Origin of the sequence: Rhodoplanes sp. P11, assembly GCF_964266735.1 — a bacterium.
GTDB classification, from domain to species: domain Bacteria; phylum Pseudomonadota; class Alphaproteobacteria; order Rhizobiales; family Xanthobacteraceae; genus Rhodoplanes; species Rhodoplanes serenus.
The window spans coordinates 333409-353916 of record NZ_CAXWGY010000019.1 but is presented as its reverse complement, the minus strand read 5'-3'; the positions used below and the strand labels follow the sequence as shown (position 1 = coordinate 353916).

18 protein-coding genes and 1 pseudogene are annotated in these 20508 nt (G+C 69.9%); 8 read left to right on the top strand and 11 right to left on the bottom strand.

Annotated features, from left to right (window positions below; all coding sequences use genetic code 11):
* Positions 1–22: 22 nt before the first annotated feature.
* From ACFQUV_RS20770 to ACFQUV_RS20755, 4 genes are all read left to right on the top strand, one after another.
* A complete protein-coding gene (locus ACFQUV_RS20770; RefSeq protein WP_129611329.1) occupies positions 23–1492 on the top strand; it encodes a pyruvate dehydrogenase complex dihydrolipoamide acetyltransferase in 1470 nt (489 codons plus the stop codon).
* Between the two features lie 130 nt (positions 1493–1622).
* The gene (gene lpdA, locus ACFQUV_RS20765) at positions 1623–3044 is read left to right on the top strand and encodes a dihydrolipoyl dehydrogenase (RefSeq protein WP_129611330.1); all 1422 of its coding nucleotides are present in this window, start codon (positions 1623–1625) and stop codon (positions 3042–3044) included.
* Between the two features lie 112 nt (positions 3045–3156).
* Positions 3157–3756, top strand: a complete 600-nt coding sequence (locus tag ACFQUV_RS20760) for a DUF4337 domain-containing protein (protein ID WP_129611331.1) — start codon at positions 3157–3159, stop codon at positions 3754–3756.
* An 85-nt stretch (positions 3757–3841) separates the two neighbouring features.
* Positions 3842–4057 carry a dodecin gene (locus tag ACFQUV_RS20755; RefSeq protein WP_129611332.1) on the top strand — a complete coding sequence of 72 codons (216 nt, stop codon included), beginning with the start codon at positions 3842–3844 and terminating at the stop codon, positions 4055–4057.
* A 96-nt stretch (positions 4058–4153) separates the two neighbouring features.
* Here ACFQUV_RS20755 and ACFQUV_RS20750 read toward each other — a convergent pair.
* Positions 4154–4698 (bottom strand): annotated as a pseudogene (locus tag ACFQUV_RS20750) (CinA family protein).
* Between the two features lie 493 nt (positions 4699–5191).
* Here ACFQUV_RS20750 and ACFQUV_RS20745 point away from each other — a divergent pair.
* Both ACFQUV_RS20745 and mazG read left to right on the top strand, forming a co-directional pair.
* Positions 5192–5677, top strand: coding sequence for a MaoC family dehydratase (locus ACFQUV_RS20745; protein ID WP_111383467.1), 486 nt, complete (start codon positions 5192–5194; stop codon positions 5675–5677).
* Entirely contained in the window at positions 5674–6486 is an 813-nt protein-coding gene (gene mazG / locus ACFQUV_RS20740) for a nucleoside triphosphate pyrophosphohydrolase (protein WP_129611333.1), read from the top strand. Before ACFQUV_RS20745 ends, mazG begins: the two co-directional genes overlap by 4 nt.
* 142 nt (positions 6487–6628) lie before the next feature.
* Here the strand turns inward: mazG and hflX are convergent, their stop codons facing one another.
* The 8 genes from hflX to dusB form a co-directional block, all read right to left on the bottom strand.
* Entirely contained in the window at positions 6629–8011 is a 1383-nt protein-coding gene (hflX, locus tag ACFQUV_RS20735; protein WP_129611334.1) for a GTPase HflX, read from the bottom strand.
* Positions 8012–8266: an RNA chaperone Hfq gene (gene hfq / locus ACFQUV_RS20730; RefSeq protein WP_008385166.1), complete on the bottom strand. Its 255-nt coding sequence runs from the start codon at positions 8264–8266 to the stop codon at positions 8012–8014.
* A 170-nt stretch (positions 8267–8436) separates the two neighbouring features.
* Positions 8437–9294 (bottom strand): D-amino-acid transaminase, encoded by an 858-nt coding sequence (locus tag ACFQUV_RS20725; RefSeq protein WP_129611335.1) that lies wholly within the window; start codon positions 9292–9294, stop codon positions 8437–8439.
* 6 nt (positions 9295–9300) lie between these two features.
* Entirely contained in the window at positions 9301–10671 is a 1371-nt protein-coding gene (locus ACFQUV_RS20720) for a sigma-54 dependent transcriptional regulator (protein ID WP_111383471.1), read from the bottom strand.
* Positions 10661–12931, bottom strand: a complete 2271-nt coding sequence (locus ACFQUV_RS20715; protein WP_129611336.1) for a PAS domain-containing sensor histidine kinase — start codon at positions 12929–12931, stop codon at positions 10661–10663. The genes ACFQUV_RS20720 and ACFQUV_RS20715 overlap by 11 nt, the downstream gene beginning before the upstream one ends.
* Positions 12932–13119: 188 nt before the next feature.
* Positions 13120–14562 carry a nitrogen regulation protein NR(I) gene (gene ntrC, locus ACFQUV_RS20710; RefSeq protein ID WP_111383473.1) on the bottom strand — a complete coding sequence of 481 codons (1443 nt, stop codon included), beginning with the start codon at positions 14560–14562 and terminating at the stop codon, positions 13120–13122.
* Between the two features lie 2 nt (positions 14563–14564).
* The gene (locus tag ACFQUV_RS20705; protein WP_129611337.1) at positions 14565–15770 is read right to left on the bottom strand and encodes a nitrogen regulation protein NR(II); all 1206 of its coding nucleotides are present in this window, start codon (positions 15768–15770) and stop codon (positions 14565–14567) included.
* Positions 15767–16798 (bottom strand): tRNA dihydrouridine synthase DusB, encoded by a 1032-nt coding sequence (gene dusB, locus ACFQUV_RS20700; RefSeq protein ID WP_129611338.1) that lies wholly within the window; start codon positions 16796–16798, stop codon positions 15767–15769. Before dusB ends, ACFQUV_RS20705 begins: the two co-directional genes overlap by 4 nt.
* A gap of 183 nt (positions 16799–16981) precedes the next feature.
* Between dusB and ACFQUV_RS20695 the strand changes: the two genes are divergently transcribed.
* Both ACFQUV_RS20695 and ACFQUV_RS20690 read left to right on the top strand, forming a co-directional pair.
* Positions 16982–18157 (top strand): bifunctional 2-C-methyl-D-erythritol 4-phosphate cytidylyltransferase/2-C-methyl-D-erythritol 2,4-cyclodiphosphate synthase, encoded by a 1176-nt coding sequence (locus tag ACFQUV_RS20695; protein ID WP_129611339.1) that lies wholly within the window; start codon positions 16982–16984, stop codon positions 18155–18157.
* Complete coding sequence (locus tag ACFQUV_RS20690) at positions 18142–18663, top strand: CinA family protein (RefSeq protein WP_307719480.1); 522 nt, start codon at positions 18142–18144, stop codon at positions 18661–18663. Before ACFQUV_RS20695 ends, ACFQUV_RS20690 begins: the two co-directional genes overlap by 16 nt.
* 16 nt (positions 18664–18679) lie before the next feature.
* Here ACFQUV_RS20690 and ACFQUV_RS20685 read toward each other — a convergent pair whose 3' ends face one another.
* Positions 18680–19159: a type II toxin-antitoxin system RatA family toxin gene (locus ACFQUV_RS20685; RefSeq protein ID WP_129611340.1), complete on the bottom strand. Its 480-nt coding sequence runs from the start codon at positions 19157–19159 to the stop codon at positions 18680–18682.
* A gap of 4 nt (positions 19160–19163) precedes the next feature.
* Positions 19164–20117, bottom strand: a complete 954-nt coding sequence (gene lipA, locus ACFQUV_RS20680; RefSeq protein ID WP_378395609.1) for a lipoyl synthase — start codon at positions 20115–20117, stop codon at positions 19164–19166.
* Between the last annotated feature and the right edge of the window lie 391 nt (positions 20118–20508).

Genomic DNA, 20508 nt, shown 5'->3' with positions numbered 1-20508 from the left:
GCCGCCAACTGGAAGACCTCCGATGCCCATCAACATCCTGATGCCCGCGCTCTCGCCCACGATGGAGAAGGGCAACCTCGCCAAGTGGCTCAAGAAGGAGGGCGACAAGGTGCGCTCCGGCGACATCATCGCCGAGATCGAGACCGACAAGGCGACGATGGAGTACGAGGCGGTGGACGAGGGCACCATCGCCAAGATCCTGGTGCCGGCCGGCACCGCCGACGTCTCGGTCAATGCGCCGATCGCGGTGCTGGCGGTGGAGGGCGAGGTGCCGTCCGTGGTGGCCGGGCAGGCGGGGAGCGACGCCGCCCAGCAAGGCGGCGCCAAGCCGGCCGAGCCCGCCGCCGCGGCACCGGCGAAGCCGCAGGCCGCCAAGCCGGCGCCCGCCACGGATGGACCGGCCGTGGCGCCGCAGGACGCCGCGGGACAACAGGGGCAGGGGGGCGCGGCCGCCGCCGGCGCCATCCGCCAGGAGGGGCAGCACGGCGCCTCGCGCGGGGCGGCCCGCGAGGGCGCGGGCGCACCCGCCAATGGAGAGGGTCGCCTGTTCGCCTCGCCGCTCGCCCGCCGCCTCGCCAAGGAGGCCGGCATCGATCTCTCCCGCGTCGAGGGCTCGGGGCCGCACGGCCGCGTCGTCGCCCGCGACATCGCCGCCGCCAAGGAAGGGCGCGGGCTGCGCGCCGCGACGGCCGCGGCGCAGCCGTCTGCCGGCCAGCCGGGCGGGGCGCCTGCGCCGCTCGCCGCGGCGGCGCCCTCGGATGCCGCGATCCGGGCGCTCTATCCCGATGGCTCCTACGAGTTCGTGCCGCACGACCAGATGCGCCGCATCATCGCGCAGCGCCTGACGCTGGCGAAGCAGACCATCCCGCACTTCTATCTCACCGTCACCTGCACGATCGACACGCTGCTGGCGGCCCGTGAGGCCGTCAACGCCGCCGCCCCGAAGGACAAGGACGGCAAGCCGGCCTGGAAGCTGTCGGTCAACGACTTCGTCATCAAGGCGCTGGCGCTGGCGCTGAAGAAGGTGCCGGACGCCAACGTGACCTGGACGGACGGCGGCCTGCTCAAGCACAAGGCGTCGGACGTCGCGGTCGCGGTGGCGATCCCGGGCGGGCTCATCACGCCGGTGGTGCGCAACGCCGACACCAAGTCGTTGTCGGTGATCTCGGCCGAGATGAAGGATTTCGCCGCCCGCGCCCGCGCCCGCCGGCTCAAGCCCGAAGAGTACCAGGGCGGCGCGACCGCGGTCTCCAATCTCGGCATGTACGGCATCGAGGAGTTCTCGGCCGTCATCAACCCGCCGCACGCGACCATCCTGGCGGTCGGCGCCGCGGCTCAGGTGCCGATCGTCGAGGACGGCGCCGTCACGATCGCCACCCAGATGAAGCTGACACTCTCCACCGATCACCGGGCGGTCGACGGCGCGCTCGGCGCCGAGCTGATCGGCGCCATCAAGGGCTTCATCGAGAACCCGGTGATGATGGTGGTGTGACGCTGGTCGGTTGGGTGCCGCTCGGCGCTGCCCCCAAAGTCGACGCCCATGTCGAAGTCCGGTTTCCGGGCTGGATTCCGGATTTCGGCCGCCGACGCGGCCTCGCCCGGAATGACGGAGGACACTTGAAATGACAGACACCGCCTTCGACGTCATCGTCATCGGCTCCGGTCCGGGCGGCTACGTGACGGCGATCCGCGCCGCCCAGCTCGGCTTCAAGACCGCGATCGTCGAGAAGTCGCATCTCGGCGGCATCTGTCTGAACTGGGGCTGCATTCCCACCAAGGCGCTGCTGCGCTCGGCCGAGATCTATCACTACATGCAGAACGCCGGCGCCTACGGGCTGAAAGCCGACAACGTGTCGTTCGATCCGGCCGCGGTGGTGAAGCGCTCGCGCGGCGTCTCCAAGCGGCTCGCCGACGGCGTCGGCTTCCTGATGAAGAAAAACAAGGTCTCGGTGATCTGGGGGCAGGCGGCGTTGACGGCGCCCGGCGCCATCGCGGTGACGGCATCGAAGACCGAGGCGCCCAAGGGCGCGCTCGGCGCCGGCCGCTACCAGGCGAAGCACATCATCCTGGCGACCGGGGCGCGGCCGCGCGTCCTGCCCGGCCTCGAGCCGGACGGCAAGCTGGTGTGGACCTATTTCGAGGCGATGGTGCCGCCCGCGATGCCGAAGTCGCTGCTGGTCGTCGGCTCCGGCGCCATCGGCATCGAGTTCGCCTCGTTCTACCGCACCATGGGGGCCGAGGTGACGGTCGTCGAGGTGCTGCCGCAGATCCTGCCGGTGGAGGATGCCGAGATCGCCGCCTTCGCCCGCAAGCAGCTCGAGAAGCAGGGCATCAAGATTCACACCGGCGCCAAGGTGACCAAGCTCGACAAGGCGGCCGACAGCGTCACCGCCACCATCGACGATGGCAAAGGCGCGACGCAGACGCTGACGGTCGACCGCGTCATCTCGGCGGTCGGCGTCGTCGGCAACATCGAGAATCTCGGGCTGGAGACGCTCGGCGTGAAGACCGAGCGCGGCGTCGTCGTCACCGACGGTTTTGGCCGCACCAACGTCCCCGGTCTCTATGCCATCGGTGACGTCGCTGGGCCGCCGATGCTGGCCCACAAGGCCGAGCACGAGGGCGTCATCTGCATCGAGGCCATCAAGGGCCTCGACCCGCACCCGATGGACAAGCTGAAGATCCCGGGCTGCACCTATTGCTCGCCGCAGATCGCCTCCGTCGGCCTCACCGAGGCGGCCGCAAAGGCGCAGAACCGCGAGATCCGGGTGGGCAAGTTTCCGTTCGCCGGCAACGGCAAGGCGATCGCGCTCGGCGAGGATCAGGGTCTCGTCAAGGTGATCTTCGACAAGAAGACCGGCCAGCTTCTCGGTGCCCACATGGTGGGCGCGGAGGTGACCGAGCTGATCCAGGGCTACGTGGTCGCCATGACCCTGGAGACCACCGAGGAAGAGCTGATGCATACGGTCTTCCCGCATCCGACCCTGTCCGAGATGATGAAGGAGGCGGTGCTCGACGCCTACGGCCGCGTCCTCAACATGTGAGCCGCTGTCGCGGCGCGCGCCGTCGTGTCTGCGTCACGGCGTCGGATTGAAATACCGGCCGGCGCGCCCGATCAGGGGCGCCGAGCCAGATCCGAGCCGGACAGGAGGGACCATGCAGGCCGACGAAGCCGCCGAGATGATGGAGGCCGATAAGGCCGAGAACCGCTTCAAGCAGCGCGCCGCCGTGGTGATCGCGATCCTCGCCATGCTGCTGGCGATCACCGGCCTCGGCGGCTCCAACGCCGGCAAGGAGGCGCTCAACAACAACGTGCTGGCGTCCAACTACTGGAGCTTCTTCCAGGCCAAGAATGTGCGCCAGACGGCCGTGGTGCTGGCGGCCGACGAGTTCGAGCTGGCGTGGGCCAACGACCCGTCGCTGAGCCCCGAAGCGAGAGCGGCCCTGAAGGCGAAGGCCGAGCAGTACCGCAAGACGGCGGCGCGCTACGAATCCGAGCCCGAGACCCAGGAAGGCAAGCGCGAGCTGATCGCCCGCGCCAAGATCCACGAGGCGGCGCGCGACCACGCGCTCAAGCAGGACCCGTATTTCGACTACGCCGAGGCGCTGTTGCAGATCGCCATCGTGCTGATCTCGGTCGCCATCGTGGCCAGCGCATCCTGGCTCGCCTATGTGGGCGGCGCTCTCGGCATATTTGGAACCGGCCTGATGCTCAACGGCTTCCTCTTGCTCGTGGAGATTCCGGGACTGAGCTGACGACGGCCGCGCGCCAGGCCCGACGACGCGACGGATCATGGTGCCGGACGGCACGGGTACAGAGTCGGGGCAGGGGAGTCACGTCATGTCGGACCACACCTACAAGCTCGTCGAGCTGGTCGGATCGTCGCCGAACGGCATCGAGGCGGCGATCGAGAACGCCATCGCCCGGGCCGGCAAGACGGTGCGGAACCTGCGCTGGTTCGAGGTCGTCCAGGTGCGCGGTCACATCGAGAACGGTAAGGTCGCCCACTATCAGGTGACCCTCAAGGTCGGCTTCACGATGGACGATGCCGACTAGAGCATTTTCCGGCGAAGTGGGACCCGGTTCGCCGTCGAAAATGCGATCAAATAAGGGCTTCTAGAGCGGGGCCGATCCAGTTGGATCGATACTGCTCTAGCCGCGCCTCGCAGCGCCCGCGGCAGCCGATTCGGCGTCGGTGCGGGCCAGCGCCGCGTCGAGGAGCGCCAGTGCCTCGTTGACGGCGCGATAGCGGATCGCGCCACGGCCGATGTCGCCGAGCCGCAGCACCCGGTGCAGCGCCGGGCCGTCGCGGCCGCCGGCCGCGAGATGCACGAGACCGACCGGGTTGCCGTCCTCGTCGCAGGCCGGCCCGGCCACCCCGGTGATCGCCACGGCGATGTCGGCGGTGGAATGAGCAAGTGCGCCGGTCACCATGGCTCGCAGACGGCGGTGCCGCGGGCCAGCAGATCCGCCGGAACGTCGAGCGCTACCGTCTTCTGAGCCTTGGTGTAGGTCGCGAAACCGCCGTGGAGCTGGGTGCCCGAGCCCGGCGCTTCGGACAGCACGGCCGCCAGCAGCCCGCCGGTGCACGATTCGGCGGTCACCAGGGTCAGGCCGAGCCGGCGCGCGCGCTCGACCACGGCGGCGGCCCGGCGCACCAGCGGCTCGTCGACGGGCGTGAACTCGATCGGAGACATCGGATGAAGGTCGGCCGGCGCTTGGCTCGGGGGATGGGCTCGTCGGCTTGAACGCCGCATGCGCGCCCGGCGTTCCGTCGTCGGCTCGTGCCGGCACCGCGGTGGTCTCGTCGCCATCGTCGCTCGAAGAGCGTCTTGGTGGACCGTCACGCCGCCAGTGTCGGCCGCAGGCGCTTCGACGGCTCACAACAGACGGCCGCAACAGATTGATTCCGCTGGCCTATTCCCCTCAGCCTGGATGGCCCAATTAAATTCCATAATATGTCTTATGCGAATCGCAGGCGCGAGCGGCCCCCGACCGCCCCAGCCACGGCAACGGCCGGGCTCGCCCCGCCTGCCGGCTCACCCGCCGGAGGGATCGACGCGGCCGTGCCTCGGGCTGTGGACGCCCAGCCGGAATCGCGGGCCGCGGGTCGCAATCGCACGGCCGAACGTTAAGGTGGCGCGGCCCTCTCGCCCCTCTCGAGATGCACCCAGCAGCGAGCCAACAGGAATGTCTCATCCGGACTTCGCGACCCCGATCGACGACCGCCATTTCGAGGACTATGTCCCGGGGATCGTGGCAGAGTACGGCCCGGTCGCCGTGACCGAGGCCGAGATCGTCGAATTCGCGCAGCGTTACGACCCTCAGCGCATCCATACCGACCCGGCCTGGGCGGCAGCCGAGGGGCCGTTCGGCGGCCTGATCGCCAGTGGCTTTCTGACCATGTCGCTCGCCAGCCGGCTGTACATGGAGAACTATCTGTCCAAGGTCGCGAGCCTCGCCAGCCCGGGGCTCGACGAGCTGCGGTGGCAGAAGCCGGTCCGGCCCGGCGACTCGCTCCGAATTCGGGTGCGTGTGCTCGAGGCGCGCCGGTCTCGATCGAAGCCCGACCGCGGGCTGGTCCATACCGGGATCGAGGCGTTCAACCAGGACGGCGACATGGTGATGAGCTTCCGGGCCATGAACCTGATCCGGTGCCGGACGCCTGCCCCATGACGCCGTCACGCGACATCGCCCGGCTGATCGAGATCATGGCGGCGCTGCGCACGCCGGGCAGCGGCTGCGCCTGGGATCTCGCCCAGGACTTCGCCTCGATCGCCCCTTACACCATCGAGGAAGCCTACGAGGTCGCCGACGCCATCGCGCGCGGCGACCGCGCCGATCTCGTCGACGAACTCGGCGACCTGCTGCTCCAGGTCGTCTTCCACGCCCGCATGGCGCAGGAGGAAGGCGCCTTCGAGTTCGGCGACGTGGTCGAGGCGATCACCGCCAAGATGATCCGCCGCCATCCGCACGTGTTCGCCGACGAGGCCGGGCAGTCGCCCGAAATCGTCAAGGGCCTGTGGGAGCGGGTGAAGGTCGAGGAGAAGGCAGCGCGGGCGGCGCGCTCGGGACGGGACGAGCAGGGCGCGCTCGCCGGGGTGCCGACCACCCTGCCCGCCCTCACCCGCGCTCTGAAGCTTCAGCAGAAGGCCGGCCGCGTCGGCTTCGACTGGAACGATCCGCGCGCCGTGATCGCGAAGATCCGCGAGGAGGCCGACGAGGTCGAACAGGCGCTCGCGGCCGGAGACCGGACGCATGCCGGCGCCGAGATCGGCGATTTGCTGTTCGCGGTCGTCAACCTGGCGCGCCATCTCGACGCCGATCCGGAGCGGTCGCTGCGCGAGACGAATCTCAAGTTCGAGCGCCGCTTCGGCTTCATCGAGCGCGCGCTCGCGGTGCGTGGCACCACGCCGGACGCGGCGACGCTCGACGAGATGGAGGCGCTGTGGACCGAGGCCAAGACGGAGGAACGCGGGCCGTGAGGACTCGGTCATTCCGGGACGATGCGAAGCATCGGACCCGGAATCCAGCCACGAGAACCGAAGGATGCCGCTGGATTCCGGGTTCGAGTGCCTTTCAGCACTCGCCCCGGAATGACCGCGAGCTGATTGCCGGGAACCCGTATCAGCTTCCCCCCTGCACCCGGTCGCCGAACTTGGCGCGCAGCTGGCCTTCCTTGGTCGGGTGCACCCGCAGCCGCACCGTGGTGATGCCGTCGTCCGTGGTGGCGGTCTCCAGCACGTCGCCGTTCCGGTGCAGCCAGCTCAACGCGGCGCCGTCGGCGGCGTCGACCGAGACCGTGAGGGCGACGCGGGTGCGGGCGACCCGTTCGGAGATGGCCGCCACCAGGGCATCGAGCCCCTCCCCGTCGATCGCCGAGACCAGCAGCGGCCGCCGCTCCGGCGACTGCCGGGCCGCGAGATTGTGGAGCCGCTCGCGCTCCTCGGCTGAGACCTGATCGACCTTGTTCCAGACTTCGAGGATGCGTTCGTCCTCGGGCGGGATGCCGAGCTCCTCCAGCACCTGATCGACGTCCTTGGATTGCGCCTGGGTGTCGCCGTGGGAGACGTCGCGAACGTGGAGAATCAGATCGGCCTCGATCACCTCCTCCAGGGTCGCCCGGAACGCGGCGACCAGCATGGTCGGCAGATCCGAGATGAAGCCGACCGTATCGGAGAGAATCACCCGCGGCCCGTTCGGCAGGTCGACGGCGCGCAGCGTCGGGTCGAGCGTGGCGAACAGCATGTCGGCGGCGAGCACGCCCGAGCGGGTCAGCCGGTTGAAGAGCGTGGACTTGCCGGCGTTGGTGTAGCCGACCAGCGCCACGATTGGATACGGCACCCGCTTGCGGCTGGTCCGGTGCAGCGCGCGGGTGCGCTTGACGCCTTCCAGGTCGTGCTCGATGCGGCGAATGCGGTCCTGGATGATGCGGCGGTCGGTTTCGAGCTGGGTTTCGCCCGGGCCGCCGAGGAAGCCGAAGCCGCCCCGCTGACGCTCCAGATGGGTCCAGGATCGCACCAGCCGGCTCTTCTGATAGGTCAAGTGCGCGAGCTCGACCTGTAGGGTGCCCTCGCGCGTCGCGGCGCGTCGGCCGAAAATCTCCAGAATCAGGCCGGTGCGATCGAGCACCTTGGCGTTCCACGCCTTCTCGAGATTGCGCTGCTGCACCGGCGAGAGCGCGCAGTCCATCACCACGAGCCCCGCCTCCAGGCTCTTCACACGCTCGGCGATCTCCTCGACCTTGCCGCGGCCGAGATAGGTGGCCGGCCGGATCGCCGACAGCGCGACGACGACGCTCTCGACCACGTCGAGATCGATGGCACGCGCGAGCCCGATGGCCTCGTCCAGGCGGGCTTCGGGCGAGCGAAACTCGCCACGGCCGCGCCCCTCGCCGCCCCGCGGCTCGGACGCACGCAGATACGGCCCAACGACGACGCAACGCGCCGTCGTATGGGTCGCCGGACCGGCGGACGTCGTCCGGTCAGTGTCGTTGTGTCGAGAGTCCAATCAGGCCTTTTCCGCTGCCTCTTCGGCTCCCTCGAACAGCTGGATCGGATGACCCGGCATGATGGTCGAGATCGCATGCTTGTAGACGAGCTGCGAATGCCCGTCCCGTCGCAGCAGCACACAGAAGTTGTCGAACCAGGTTACAACGCCCTGGAGCTTGACTCCGTTCACGAGAAAGATGGTGAGCGGCGTCTTGTTCTTGCGGACGTAGTTGAGGAAGGTGTCTTGCAGATTTTGTGAGCGATCGGCTGCCATGGCCGTTTGTTCCGTTGTACTCGCGGTCCCCGTCGCGAGGTGGTTTTTCGCGCCCGCCGAGCATCGAATGAGCGGTGCCCGTCGGGCGTGGGCGTCGGTATTAGATTGCACTGCGGAAACAAGCGCAAGCCCAAGCATAGTCATCGTCGCGCGGGAGTCCGAAAAGTGTGTCAGCTCAGCTCCGCGTGGGCATGGAAGGACCGGCGGAGCGCCGCGGCGACCGGCCCCGGACGACCGCCGCCGATCGGCCGGCCGTCGATGCGGACCACCGGCATGACGATCTGGCTCGCCGCCGTCAAGAACGCTTCGCGCGCCTGGAGTGCTTCGGCCACCGTGAAGGGCCGCTCCTCGAAGGTCAGCCCCTCGGCGGCGAGCGCGTCCTTGACGACCTCCCGGGAGATGCCGCGCAGGATGTCCGGCCCCACCGGCCGAGTCACCACGGCGCCCGCCCCGGTGACGATCCAGGCGTTGGAGGATGCGCCCTCGGTGACGTAGCCGTTACGGTCCACGAACCACGCCTCGCGGGCGCCCTGCTCTCGCGCCGCCTGCTTGGCCAGCACATTGGGCAACAGGGAGATCGACTTGATGTCCACCCTCGCCCACCGTGTCTCGGCCAGCGTGACGACCGCGACACCGGCCGCGGCGAGCCGCTCGTTCTGCTCGCGGTCGGTCCGGCGGGCCGACACCACGAGGCTCGGCCGGGTGCCGGCGGGCGGGAAGCCATGGTCGCGCCGCGCCACGCCGCGGGTGACCTGGACATAGACGAGGCCATCCGTCACCCGGTTGCGCCGCACGGTCTCGTGCAGCACGACATCGAGAGCCGCGAGCGGAAGCGGTAGCGGGATGCGCAGCTCGGCCAGCGAGCGCAGCAGCCGCTCGGTGTGGCGACGCTGATCGACTAGCCGGCCGTCCCGGACCTCGCAGACCTCGTAGACACCGTCGGCGAGCTGATAGCCGCGATCCTCCACATGGACCATGGCGTTGCGATGCGGCCGGAAGCGGCCGTTGACATAGACGACGCGAGACATTCCCGATCAATCCATTCCGAGCGCCTTGAGCTTGCGGTGGAGCGCCGAGCGCTCCATCCCGACGAACTCGGCGGTGCGCGAGATGTTGCCGCCGAAGCGGCTGATCTGGGCGCGCAGATACTCGCGCTCGAACGCCTCGCGGGCGTCGCGTAGCGGCATCCCCATCAGGTGCTCGCCGCCGTTGCCGCGCGGCATGGCCGGCACCATCGAGCCGACATCGGGCGGCAGCATCGAGGCGGTGATGATGGCATCCGGGTCACCACCGGCGAGAATCATCAGCCGCTCGACATTGTTGCGGAGCTGACGGACGTTGCCGGGCCAGTCGTGCGACTGGAGCACGGCGAGCGCGTCGTCGCCGATGCGGCGCTTGGGCAGGCCGGTCGCCTGCGAGATCTGCTCCTGGAAATGCTCGACCAGATCCGGGATGTCCTCGCGCCGCTCGGCCAGCGGCGGCACCCGGATCGGCACCACCGACAGGCGGTGATAGAGGTCCTCGCGGAACCGTCCGGCGGCGATCTCCTCCTCCAGGTTGCGCGCCGTCGACGACACGATGCGGACGTCGACCGCCACCTTGGTGGTGCCGCCGACCCGCAGGAACTGCTGGTCGACCAGCACCCGCAGGATCTTGCTCTGGGTCTCCCGCGGCATGTCGGCGATCTCATCGATGAACAGCGTGCCGCCGTGCGCCTCCTCCAGGGCGCCGACCTTGCGCAGCTCGCTGCCGTTGGTCTGCTCGATGCCGAACAGCTCGGTCTCCATCCGCTCCGGCGTGATGGCGGCGGCGTTGATCACCACGAACGGGCCGCTGGAGCGTCCCGAGAGCGCGTGCAGAGTGCGGGCGGTCAGCTCCTTGCCGGCCCCCGACGGGCCGACCACCATGATGCGGCTGTTGGTGGGGGCGACCTTCTCGATGGTCTGGCGCAGATGGTTGAGGGCGGGCGAGCGGCCCACCAGGGTCGAGGGGAACGGGGCGAGCTGCTTGAGCTCCTTGACCTCGCGCTTGAGCCGCGAGTTCTCCAGCGCCCGGTCGGCGACCAGCACCAGGCGGTCGGCCTTGAACGGCTTCTCGATGAAGTCGTAGGCCCCCTGCTTGATGGCGGAGACCGCGGTCTCGACATTGCCGTGGCCCGAGATCATCACCACCGGCAGCTCGGGATGCTCGGCCTTGACGGTGGCCAGGAGCTGGAGCCCGTCGAGCCGGGAGCCTTGCAGCCAGATGTCGAGGAACACCAGGCTGGGCCGACGCGCCTGAATGGCCTTGAGCGCGTCGTCGGAGTCGCGCGCCGTCCGGGTTCCGTACCCCTCGTCTTCCAGAATACCGGCCACCAGCTCGCGGATATCGGCTTCGTCGTCGACGATCAGGATGTCAGACGCCATGTCGTTGCTCGTCCTGCTGCGGGTGGTCTGCGTCGGCGGGGGCTGCGGCGAACCGGAGCCGTAGCCATGCGCCGCGCGTTCCGGGGGTGTGCTCGGCGGCGTCGTGCAGCTCGATGCGGCCACCGTGCTCTTCGAGGATCTTGCCCACGATGGCGAGCCCGAGGCCGGTGCCCTTCTCGCGGGTGGTCACATAGGGCTCGAGCAGCCGCCGGCGGTTCTCCTTCGGCAGCCCGATTCCGTTGTCGATCACGTCGATGACGATGTCGTCACCGTCTCGCGCGGTGGTCACATGGATGCGGCCGCGCTCGATCTCGCCGGACGGCACCGCGGCGATCGCCTCGGTGGCGTTCTTGATGATGTTGGTCAGCGCCTGGGAGATCAGCCGGCGGTCGAAGCACGCCGGCATCGGCCCGTCGGGGATGTCGGCGGTGATGTCGATGTCGGCATGGCCGACCCGCATCAGGAACACCGCCTGGCGCACCGTGTCGGCGACATCCTCCTCCACCATCACGGGCTTCGGCATGCGGGCGAAGCGCGAGAACTCGTCGACCATCCGCCGGATGTCCTCGACCTGGCGGACGATGGTGTCGGTGCACTGCTCGAACACCTGTTTGTCCTCGACGATCACCTTGCCGTACTTGCGGCGCAGGCGCTCGGCCGAGAGCTGGATCGGGGTCAGCGGGTTCTTGATCTCGTGGGCGATGCGGCGGGCCACGTCGGCCCAGGCCGAGGTGCGCTGCGCCGTCACGAGGTCGGTGATGTCGTCGAGGGTGAAGACGTAGCCGTGCTCGGGATCGGCCGACTGCTCGGTGGTGAGACGCACCGAGACGGTGCGCTCGCGGCCGGCCCGGGTGATCGACGCCTGTCCCTGGGCGAAGCGCTGCCCGGTGGCGCGGGCGCCGGTGAACATCTCGGCCAGCTCCGGCACAACCTCGACCAGCGGCTTGCCGAGCACGTCGGTTTCGACGGCGCCGATCAGCTTCTCGGCCGAGCGGTTGAGGATGCTGATGCGTCCGTCGGCATCGACACCGATCACGCCCGCACTGGCGCCCGCCAGCACCGCCTCGGTGAAGCGACGCCGGCTGTCGATGACGTCGCGGGCCCGCACGATGTCGTCGCGCTGGGTGCGCAGCTCGTAGGTCATTTTGTTGAAGGTCTCGCCGAGCTGGGCGAGATCGCCTTCGGCGCGGCGCACCGGCACCTGGACGTAGAGATTGCCGGTCGAGACGATATTGGCGGCGCCAATCAGCCGGCGGATCGGGGCGACCAGCCGGTTGGCGAAGTTGAAGCCGATCCACACCGCGGAGAGCAGCACCGTCAGGGCAATGACGGTGAACATCAGCGCGAAGGCAATCTGGATGCCGAGCCGCCGCGCCTCCAGGGCCGCGAACTCGCTGATGGTGGTCTGGGTCTCGCGGAACTGCGACACCACTACGGGATTGAGCGGCCGCGCCACGAACAGCACCACGTCGTCGTAGCCGCGCAGCTTGATGGCGCTCGCCACGTAGTTGCCGTCCGGGTTGAGGATCACCTGCGGCTCGGTCTCGCCGACGCTGGCCAGGATGGCGACGCTCGGAACCGGGATGTCGAGCCCCGTGATCTTGATCTCGGCCCGCTCCAGCACGGTCTGGTCCTTGGCCAGAAGGCTCGCCACCGGCAGTCCGCGCACCTGGGCCTGGGCGGTGAAGAACTGGCGGAAACGGTCGCGATCCTGGTCGAACAGCGGCCGCGCCCGGCCGACGTCGAAGGCCATCGCCTGCGCCTCGCTGCGCAGCGCCTGGGCGTGCTCGGTGAGGTACGCCTCGGCGACGATCAGCGAGTTGGTGATGACGCCGCGGGTGCGCTCGGTGAAGAAGCGGTCGAGGCCCCGGTCGAGGGTAATGGAGGCCACCACGGCGACCAGCACGGCCGGAGCCGCGGCGATCACCGAGAACAGGCCGACGATGCGGACATGGAGCTGGGCCCCGGCGGTGCCGCGGCGGCGCGCCTGGACGATCTGCCAGACCTCGCGCCCAATGACGCCGAGCAGCAGCGCCACGGCAACGCCGTTGACCAGCAGCAGGCTCACCACGACGTTGTGGGTGGGCACGATCGGGGTGAGGCCGGCCAGCACCAGGAAGGTGGCCAGCGCCGAGACCAGCGCGGCCGCCACCCCGATCGGCCCGATGATCCGGGTTCCGGCGCCGCCCTGGCCGCCGCCTTGGCCGGGCTTCGCCGCGTCCGTCAGCTCGGCCGGCGCTGCGTCCTGGACCGTTGCCATGCACCCCCCTCGGGCCGGGGACGCCTCGCTTCGCCCGCGCCACATCCGCCCCGGATGAGGCGTTTGTACAACATTGTTGCCGAATTGAGACGAATCAACGGCGGCCGTCTTTTCACGAGACCGCGAGGACGCCAGCCCGGCACCGCTGCCGGTCGGCCGCCACCGTCGCACCCTCCCCGGCCGGGCTCTCAGCCGGCGCTGCGGATCACCCGGATGTCGAGATCGCGGATCTTCTTGCGCAGCGTGTTGCGGTTGACCCCGAGAAGCTCGGCCGCCTTGATCTGGTTGCCGCGGGTCGCCACCAGAGCGGCGGAGAGCAGCGGGTGCTCCACCTCGCGCAGCACGCGATGGTAGAGGCCGGGCGGCGGCAGCCCGTCGGCGAAGCCGGCGAAGTAGCGGGCGAGGTGACGTTCCACCGAGGCCGACAGGGTCTCGTCGGGACGCGCCTCGTCGGTCGTGGCGGCGACGCTCGGCTGCGCCAGCTCGCCCTCGATGACGGCCGCCGTGATGGTCTCTTGCGGGTAGAGGGCGGCGAGGCGGCGCGCCAGGTTCTCCAGCTCGCGGACATTGCCGGGCCAACGGTAGCGCTTGAGGCGGTCGAGCGCCGCCTTCTCGATCTGCTTGGCGGGCAGGCCCTCGCGCTCGGCGAGCGAGAAGAAGTGGTGGATGAGGTCGGGCACGTCCTCGGTGCGCTCGCGCAGCGGCGGCAGCCGCAGCGGCACGACGTTGAGGCGGAAGAACAGGTCCTCGCGGAACAGCCCCTGCTGGATCAGGATGCGCAGGTCCTTGTTGGTGGCCGCCACGATCCGCACATCGGTCTTGATCGGCGTGCGGCCGCCGACCGTCGTGTACTCGCCCTGCTGGAGCACGCGCAGCAGGCGGGTCTGCGCCTCCATCGGCATGTCGCCGATCTCGTCGAGGAACAGCGTGCCGCCCTCGGCCTGCTCGAAGCGGCCGGGACTTCTGGCATTGGCGCCGGTGAACGCCCCCTTCTCGTGGCCGAACAGCTCCGACTCGATGAGATCGCGCGGGATCGCCGCCATGTTGATGGCGACGAACGAGCCGGAGCGCCGCTTGCCGTAGTCGTGCAGCGCGCGGGCGACCAGCTCCTTGCCGGTGCCGGATTCGCCCGAGATCATCACGGTGAGGTCGGTCTGCATCAGCCGGGCGAGCAGCCGGTAGATCTCCTGCATGGCGGGCGAGCGGCCGACCAGCGGGATCGCCTCCATCTCGTCGGCCGGTGCCGCCTTGGCGGCCACCTCCTTGGGCTCGGCCAAAGCGCGGCCCACGATGGTGATCAGCTCCTTCAGGTCGAAGGGCTTGGGCAGGTACTCGTAGGCGCCGCGCTCGGAGGCGCGGATCGCCGTCATGAAGGTGTTCTGGGCGCTCATCACGATCACCGGCAGGTCGGGCCGGAGCTTCTTGATGCGCGGCAGGAAGTCGAAGGCGTTCTCGTCCGGCATCACCACGTCGGTGATGACGAGGTCGCCCTCCCCCTGGCTGACCCAGCGCCAGAGGGTGGCGGCATGCCCTGTCGAGCGGACCTCGTATCCGGCGCGCGACAGGGCCTGATTGAGAACGGTGCGGATCGCGGCGTCGTCGTCGGCGACCAGAACTCGGCCAGTGGGCATCGTCATCCTCGTGGGGCCGGGCCGCCGCGCCGGTCGGCGCTGTCGCGCCCGGCGTCGTCGCCCTTGTACATGGGCATCAGGACACTGAAGGACGTCCGGCGCGGCTGCGACTCGCACTCGACGATGCCGCCGTGATCGCCGATGATCTTGGCGACCAGCGCGAGGCCGAGCCCGCTGCCGGTCGGCTTCGTCGTCATGAAAGGCTCGAACAGATGCGGCCGCAGGTCCTCCGGCACGCCGGGACCGTTGTCCTTCACGCAGAACTCGAGCGGCAGCGACACCCGCGTCTTGCTGCCGGGCAGCGACAGGCGGACGCCGGGCCGGAACGCCGTGGTGAGCTGGATCTCGCCGTCGGTGGCGTTGGGGCCGATCGCCTCGGCGGCGTTCTTCACGAGATTGAGGAACACCTGCACGAGCTGATCACGATTGCCGAGAATCGCCGGCAGCGACGGGTCGTAATCCTCGACGAAGCGGATGTGGCGGGCGAAGCCGGTCTGGGCCAGCCGCTTCACATGCTCCAGCACGACATGGATGTTGACCGGCTCGCGGTCGACCGGCGGCTTGTCGGCGAACACCTCCATGCGATCGACCAGCTTCACGATGCGGTCGGCCTCGTCGCAGATCAGTCGCGTCAAGATGCGGTCGTCGTCGCTGGCCGCCTGCTCCAGCAGTTGCGCGGCGCCGCGGATGCCGGACAGCGGGTTCTTGATCTCGTGCGCCAGCATGGCGGCGAGCGCCGTCACCGAGCGGGCGGCGCCGCGGTGGGTGAGCTGGCGGTCCATCTTGTCGGCGATGGAGCGAAGCTGGAGCATCACCACCACATGGCCGGGGCTCTCCGGCACCGGCGCGACGTGCAGGTCGACGATGCGCTCGCCCGACATGCGCGGCGTGGCGAGATCGACCTTGTACTCGTTGACGGCCGCCCCGCGCCGCCGCACCTGCTCGATCAGCGACAGCACCGGGCTGCCGAACGGCACCAGATCGCGCAGCTTGTAGCGGCGCAGGAACGGCGCCGACATGTCGAAGAAGTGCTCGGCCGCCGTGTTGGCATCGGCGATCTCGCCGTTCGGGCCGACGACGACGACGGAATGCGGCAACGAGTTGAGCACGGCCGTCGCCGAGGTGTCCCCGAGGGCACCGAAGGCGCGTTCGGGGGCTCGTTCGGCGGCGCGCCCGGGGGTGCGGGCATCGGCGGGGGCGGATGTCATGCGGCGGCCTTCCACTTGAACGCGGCGAATGCATCGGCGAGGCGGTCGACCACCGTGGTCGGGTCCTCGCTGGTCAGCACCCGGCTTCGCCACGCCTTGAGGTCGGTGGCCGGCGTGCCGGTGTCGGCGGCGGCGGCATCGAGCGCCCAGCCGAGATGCTTGCGGGCCTGGCGGCTGCCGAGCCGCGTCCCGTAGAAGCCGAGCATGGCGTCGTAGAGTTCGAGCAGCCAGCCGAGCCTCGTGTCGAGATCGGGCTGTTCTTCACGCCGGCCGGAGGCGAGGAAGCGCGCCACCCGTCCGGGAAGCCAGGGGCGCCCGCAGGCGCCGCGCCCGATCATCACGCCGTCGGCCCCCGAGCGGGCGAGCGCCGTCACGGCATCGTCCTCGCCCCGAATGTCGCCGTTGACCACCACCGGGATGCGCACCGCGTCCTTGACGGCCCGCACCGCGTCCCAATCGGCGCGGCCATCGTAGAACTGGCAGCGGGTGCGACCGTGCACCGTGACGAGGCGGACGCCGGCCGCCTCGGCCCGCCGGGCGAGCTCCGGCGCGACGATAGAGTCGTGGTCCCAGCCGAGCCGCATCTTCAGGGTGACCGGCATGTCGACGGCGCCGACCGTCGCGGCGATCAGCGATTCGGCATGATCGAGATCGCGCATCAGGGCCGAGCCGGCGGCCCCGTTGGTGACGTTGCGGGCCGGGCAGCCCATGTTGATGTCGATCACATCGGCGCCTGCCGTGGCCGCGATGCGGGCGCCCTCGGCCATCCAGCGGGCTTCGCGTCCGGCGATCTGAACGACGTGCAGGCCGACGCCGTGGCCTTCCAGCCGCAGGTGAGCCTCCGCCTTGCCGGCCGCCAGCGCCGCGCAGGCGGTCATCTCCGAGACGACGACGCCCGCCCCGAGCCTTGCCACCAGCCGGCGAAACGGTGCATCCGTGATCCCGCACATCGGCGCCAGGAACACCGGATTGGGCAGGGCCACCGACCCGACCGAAAGGAACTGTGACGATCGGGCATCAGGAGTCATGCATGCCTATCAAATGGGCGACTTATGAAGTTGCTTAGACATTAGCCAAACCGCGCCTCAGATCAAGCCTGGCGCGCGTGCTACTTGCGTACGATACCGCCCCGCGTCCCGAAACTGCTTCCCGCACGATCGGGCGCAGATTAAACCAATGTCTCAAGAGATGATCGCCAGGAGACTGAAATCATGACCGGGGGAGTGGCTGCCGTCGTCGTGGCAGGAGGACGCGGCACCCGCGTCGGCGGAGACCTGCCGAAGCAGTACCGCAGCGTCGCCGGCACGACCGTCCTGCGGCGCACGCTGACGGCGTTCACCTCTCACCCCGGGATCGCGGCGGTGCAGCCGGTCATTCATCCCGATGACGAAGGCCGCTTCGCCGAGGCGGCGGCCGGCCTGGCCGTCCTGCGGCCGGCCCATGGGGGGGCGACCCGTCAGGCCTCGGTCCTGGCCGGCTTGGAGGCCCTCGCCGACCGCGCCCCGGATATCGTGCTGGTCCACGACGCGGCGCGGCCCTTCGCGTCGCCGGCCCTGCTGGACCGGGCGATCGCGGCCGGCCGCACCGGGGCGGCGATCCCGGGGCTCGCGGTGAGCGACACCGTCAAGGTGGTGGACGGCGCCGGCCGGGTGGCCGAGACCCTCGACCGCAGCCGGCTGCGCACCGTCCAGACCCCGCAGGCGTTCGTGTATCCGGCCCTCCTCGCCGCCCACCGCAAGGCAGCGGCCGCCGGCCGCCACGACTTCACCGACGACGCCGCGCTCGCCGAATGGGCCGGGCTCAGCGTCGCCGTGTTCGAGGGCGAGCCCGGCAACGTGAAGCTCACCACGGCGGACGACTTCCGTCGTGCCGAGGCCGAGCTTCTCGCCGGGCTCGGCGACGTGCGGGTCGGTAGCGGCTACGACGTCCACGCCTTCACCGAGGGCGATCATGTGTGGCTCGGCGGCGTCAAGGTCCCGCACACCCAGGGCGTGTCCGGCCATTCGGATGCCGACGTGGTGCTGCACGCCCTCGTCGACGCCGTGCTCGGGGCGCTGGCCGAGGGCGACATCGGGGTCCACTTCCCGCCCAGCGACCCGCAGTGGAAGGGCGCCTCGTCGGACCGCTTCCTCGCCTATGCGATCGAGCGGGTGAAGGCGCGCGGCGGCCTGATCGCTCATCTCGACGTCGCCGTGGTGTGCGAGGCGCCCCGCCTCGGCCCGCACCGCGAGGCCATGCGGGCCCGCATCGCCGAGATCGCCGGGGTGTCGATCGACCGGGTGGGCCTCCAGGCCACCACCAGCGAGAAGATGGGCTTCATCGGCCGCTCCGAGGGGCTGGTGGCGTATGCCACCGCCACCGTGCGGCTGCCGTGGGCGACGCCGTGACGGGCGGCGCCGCGTCCTCCCCGGAGCAGATCGAGGCGGCCGCCCGGCGGGTGCTGGACGCCTGCCGGACGCGCGGCCTGACGGTGGCGACCGCCGAGTCCTGCACCGGCGGCCTGGTGGCCGCCGCCCTCACCGAGATCGCCGGCTCCTCCGACGTGGTCGAGGCCGGCTATGTCACCTACTCCAACGCCGCCAAGGAGCGCCTGCTCGGGGTGCCGCACGCGACCCTCGTGGCGCACGGCGCCGTGAGCCGGGCGACCGCCGAGGCGATGGCGCGGGGCGTGCTCGCGGTTGCGCCCGTCCATCTCGCCGTCGCCATCACGGGCATTGCCGGACCCGGCGGCGGCTCGGTCGAGAAGCCGGTCGGCCTCGTCCATTTCGCCGCGGCAGCCCGCGACGGCCGGCTGATCCACCGGGAATGCCGGTTCGGCGATCTCGGACGCGCCACGGTGCGCCGGGCGGCCGTCGCCGAGGCCCTGGCGATGCTGGAAGAGCTGGCGGCGTGAGCGCACGCCGGTCGTGTCACTCGCCCGCGACCGCCGGCCGGCGGCTGGTGCCATAGATCACATCGGCCCGCGCCTCAAACGCCGAGGCGAACTTGCGGAACGCCGCGTCGAACACCGCGCCCATCAGGGTGGACAGCATCCGGCTCTTGAACTCGTAGTCGATGTAGAACTCCACCTCGCTGGACCCATCGTCGAGCGGCCTGAAGCTCCAGCGGTTGGACAGGACCTTCAACGGACCCTCGAGATAGTCGACCGAGATGGTCAGGGCCGGCCGGTCCATCGTCACTCGGGTGGTGAAGTGCTCGTGGAAGACCTTGTAGGACACGGTCATCCGGGCGATCGCCACCTCGACCCCCTCGCCCACGCTGGTGCGGCCGCGCACCTTCATGCCGGTGCACAGCGGCACGAACTCCGGGTAGCTGTCCATGTCGGCCACGAGGTCGAACATCTCGTCGGCGGCGTGGCGGACCCGCCGGCGAGCGCGAAAGCGCGGCATCGCCTCAACGCTTTCCGGCGCGGGCCGCCTGGAGACGACGGAAGTCGTCTCCCGCGTGGTGCGACGAGCGGGTCAGGGGCGACGCTGCGACCATCAGAAATCCCTTCGCATAGGCAATGGTTTCGAGTGATTTGAACTCGTCGGGCGGAACAAAGCGGGCGACCGGATGATGCTTGCGGGTCGGCTGGAGATACTGGCCGATGGTGAGGAAGTCGACGTCGGCGGAGCGCAGGTCGTCCATCACCTGGAGGATCTCGTTCCGGGTCTCGCCGAGCCCGACCATGATGCCCGACTTGGTGAAGCGCTCCGGATCGATCTCTTTGACCTGCTGCAACAGCCGGATCGAGTGGAAGTAGCGGGCGCCCGGCCGCACCGTGAGATAGAGCGACGGCACCGTCTCCAGGTTGTGGTTGAACACGTCGGGCCGCGCCGCCACCACGGTCTCGATCGCGCCCGGCTTGCGCAGGAAGTCGGGGGTCAGCACCTCGACGGTGGTGCCCGGCGCCCGGGCCCGGATGGCCGCGATGGTGGCGGCGAAATGCGCCGCGCCGCCGTCGGCGAGATCGTCGCGGTCCACCGAGGTGACCACCACGTGGGAGAGCCCCAGCGTCGCCACCGCCTCGGCGGCGCGCGCCGGCTCGTCCGGATCGAGCGGCCCCGGCAGGCCGGTCTTGACGTTGCAGAACGCGCAGGCCCGGGTGCAGGTCTCGCCCATGATCATCAGGGTGGCGTGCTTCTTCTCCCAGCACTCGCCGATGTTGGGGCAGCCCGCCTCCTCGCACACCGTGTGCAGGCCGTGCGCCCGCACGATTCCGTGGGTCTCGCCATAGCCCTTCGACACCGGCGCCTTGACGCGAATCCAGTCCGGCTTGCGCTGCACGACGCTGTCCGGGCGGTGGGCCTTCTCGGGATGGCGGGGACGCGGCGGACCGTTGACGGTGTCGAGGACGACGACCATGGCGACCTTCTGGTTCGAGTGCGGGTTTTACTTACGCATGCGGGCCTGCCGCCGCAAGGCGCGGGGATCGGGACCTGCCGGCCCCCTTCCCGCTCGCCCCTCACCCCGACCCTCTCCCCGCACGCGGGGAGAGGGAGCGCGCTCTCGTCTTCTCCGAGCTTCCGGCTTCTCGGCGCTCCCGGCTTCTCGTCCTTCCAGGGATGACATTGCGGCCGAGACGCTGCTGTCCCCGCGGCGCCGGAGCGCCCGGGCTGTGCCCATGACCCGTGCCTCGGCCGCCATGGCGACCGAGGGAGGCGGAGCGCCGGCAGGCGCTGGTTCGTTCGGCATCCGTCGGGATGCCGCGCGTGCGGATCGCCGCACGCACGCCTCCCGGCGCTCCGCCGCGGCG

Excerpts from the sequence above, each read along its gene's own strand:
- ACFQUV_RS20770 (WP_129611329.1), top strand. The coding sequence starts at position 23 with ATGCCCATCAACATCCTGATGCCCGCGCTCTCGCCCACGATGGAGAAG.
- lpdA (WP_129611330.1), top strand. The coding sequence starts at position 1,623 with ATGACAGACACCGCCTTCGACGTCATCGTCATCGGCTCCGGTCCGGGC.
- ACFQUV_RS20760 (WP_129611331.1), top strand. The coding sequence starts at position 3,157 with ATGCAGGCCGACGAAGCCGCCGAGATGATGGAGGCCGATAAGGCCGAG.
- ACFQUV_RS20755 (WP_129611332.1), top strand. The coding sequence starts at position 3,842 with ATGTCGGACCACACCTACAAGCTCGTCGAGCTGGTCGGATCGTCGCCG.
- ACFQUV_RS20745 (WP_111383467.1), top strand. The coding sequence starts at position 5,192 with ATGTCTCATCCGGACTTCGCGACCCCGATCGACGACCGCCATTTCGAG.
- mazG (WP_129611333.1), top strand. The coding sequence starts at position 5,674 with ATGACGCCGTCACGCGACATCGCCCGGCTGATCGAGATCATGGCGGCG.
- hfq (WP_008385166.1), bottom strand. The coding sequence starts at position 8,266 with ATGGCAGCCGATCGCTCACAAAATCTGCAAGACACCTTCCTCAACTAC.
- ACFQUV_RS20725 (WP_129611335.1), bottom strand. The coding sequence starts at position 9,294 with ATGTCTCGCGTCGTCTATGTCAACGGCCGCTTCCGGCCGCATCGCAAC.
- ACFQUV_RS20720 (WP_111383471.1), bottom strand. The coding sequence starts at position 10,671 with ATGGCGTCTGACATCCTGATCGTCGACGACGAAGCCGATATCCGCGAG.
- ACFQUV_RS20715 (WP_129611336.1), bottom strand. The coding sequence starts at position 12,931 with ATGGCAACGGTCCAGGACGCAGCGCCGGCCGAGCTGACGGACGCGGCG.
- ntrC (WP_111383473.1), bottom strand. The coding sequence starts at position 14,562 with ATGCCCACTGGCCGAGTTCTGGTCGCCGACGACGACGCCGCGATCCGC.
- ACFQUV_RS20705 (WP_129611337.1), bottom strand. The coding sequence starts at position 15,770 with ATGACATCCGCCCCCGCCGATGCCCGCACCCCCGGGCGCGCCGCCGAA.
- dusB (WP_129611338.1), bottom strand. The coding sequence starts at position 16,798 with ATGACTCCTGATGCCCGATCGTCACAGTTCCTTTCGGTCGGGTCGGTG.
- ACFQUV_RS20695 (WP_129611339.1), top strand. The coding sequence starts at position 16,982 with ATGACCGGGGGAGTGGCTGCCGTCGTCGTGGCAGGAGGACGCGGCACC.
- ACFQUV_RS20685 (WP_129611340.1), bottom strand. The coding sequence starts at position 19,159 with ATGCCGCGCTTTCGCGCTCGCCGGCGGGTCCGCCACGCCGCCGACGAG.
- lipA (WP_378395609.1), bottom strand. The coding sequence starts at position 20,117 with ATGGTCGTCGTCCTCGACACCGTCAACGGTCCGCCGCGTCCCCGCCAT.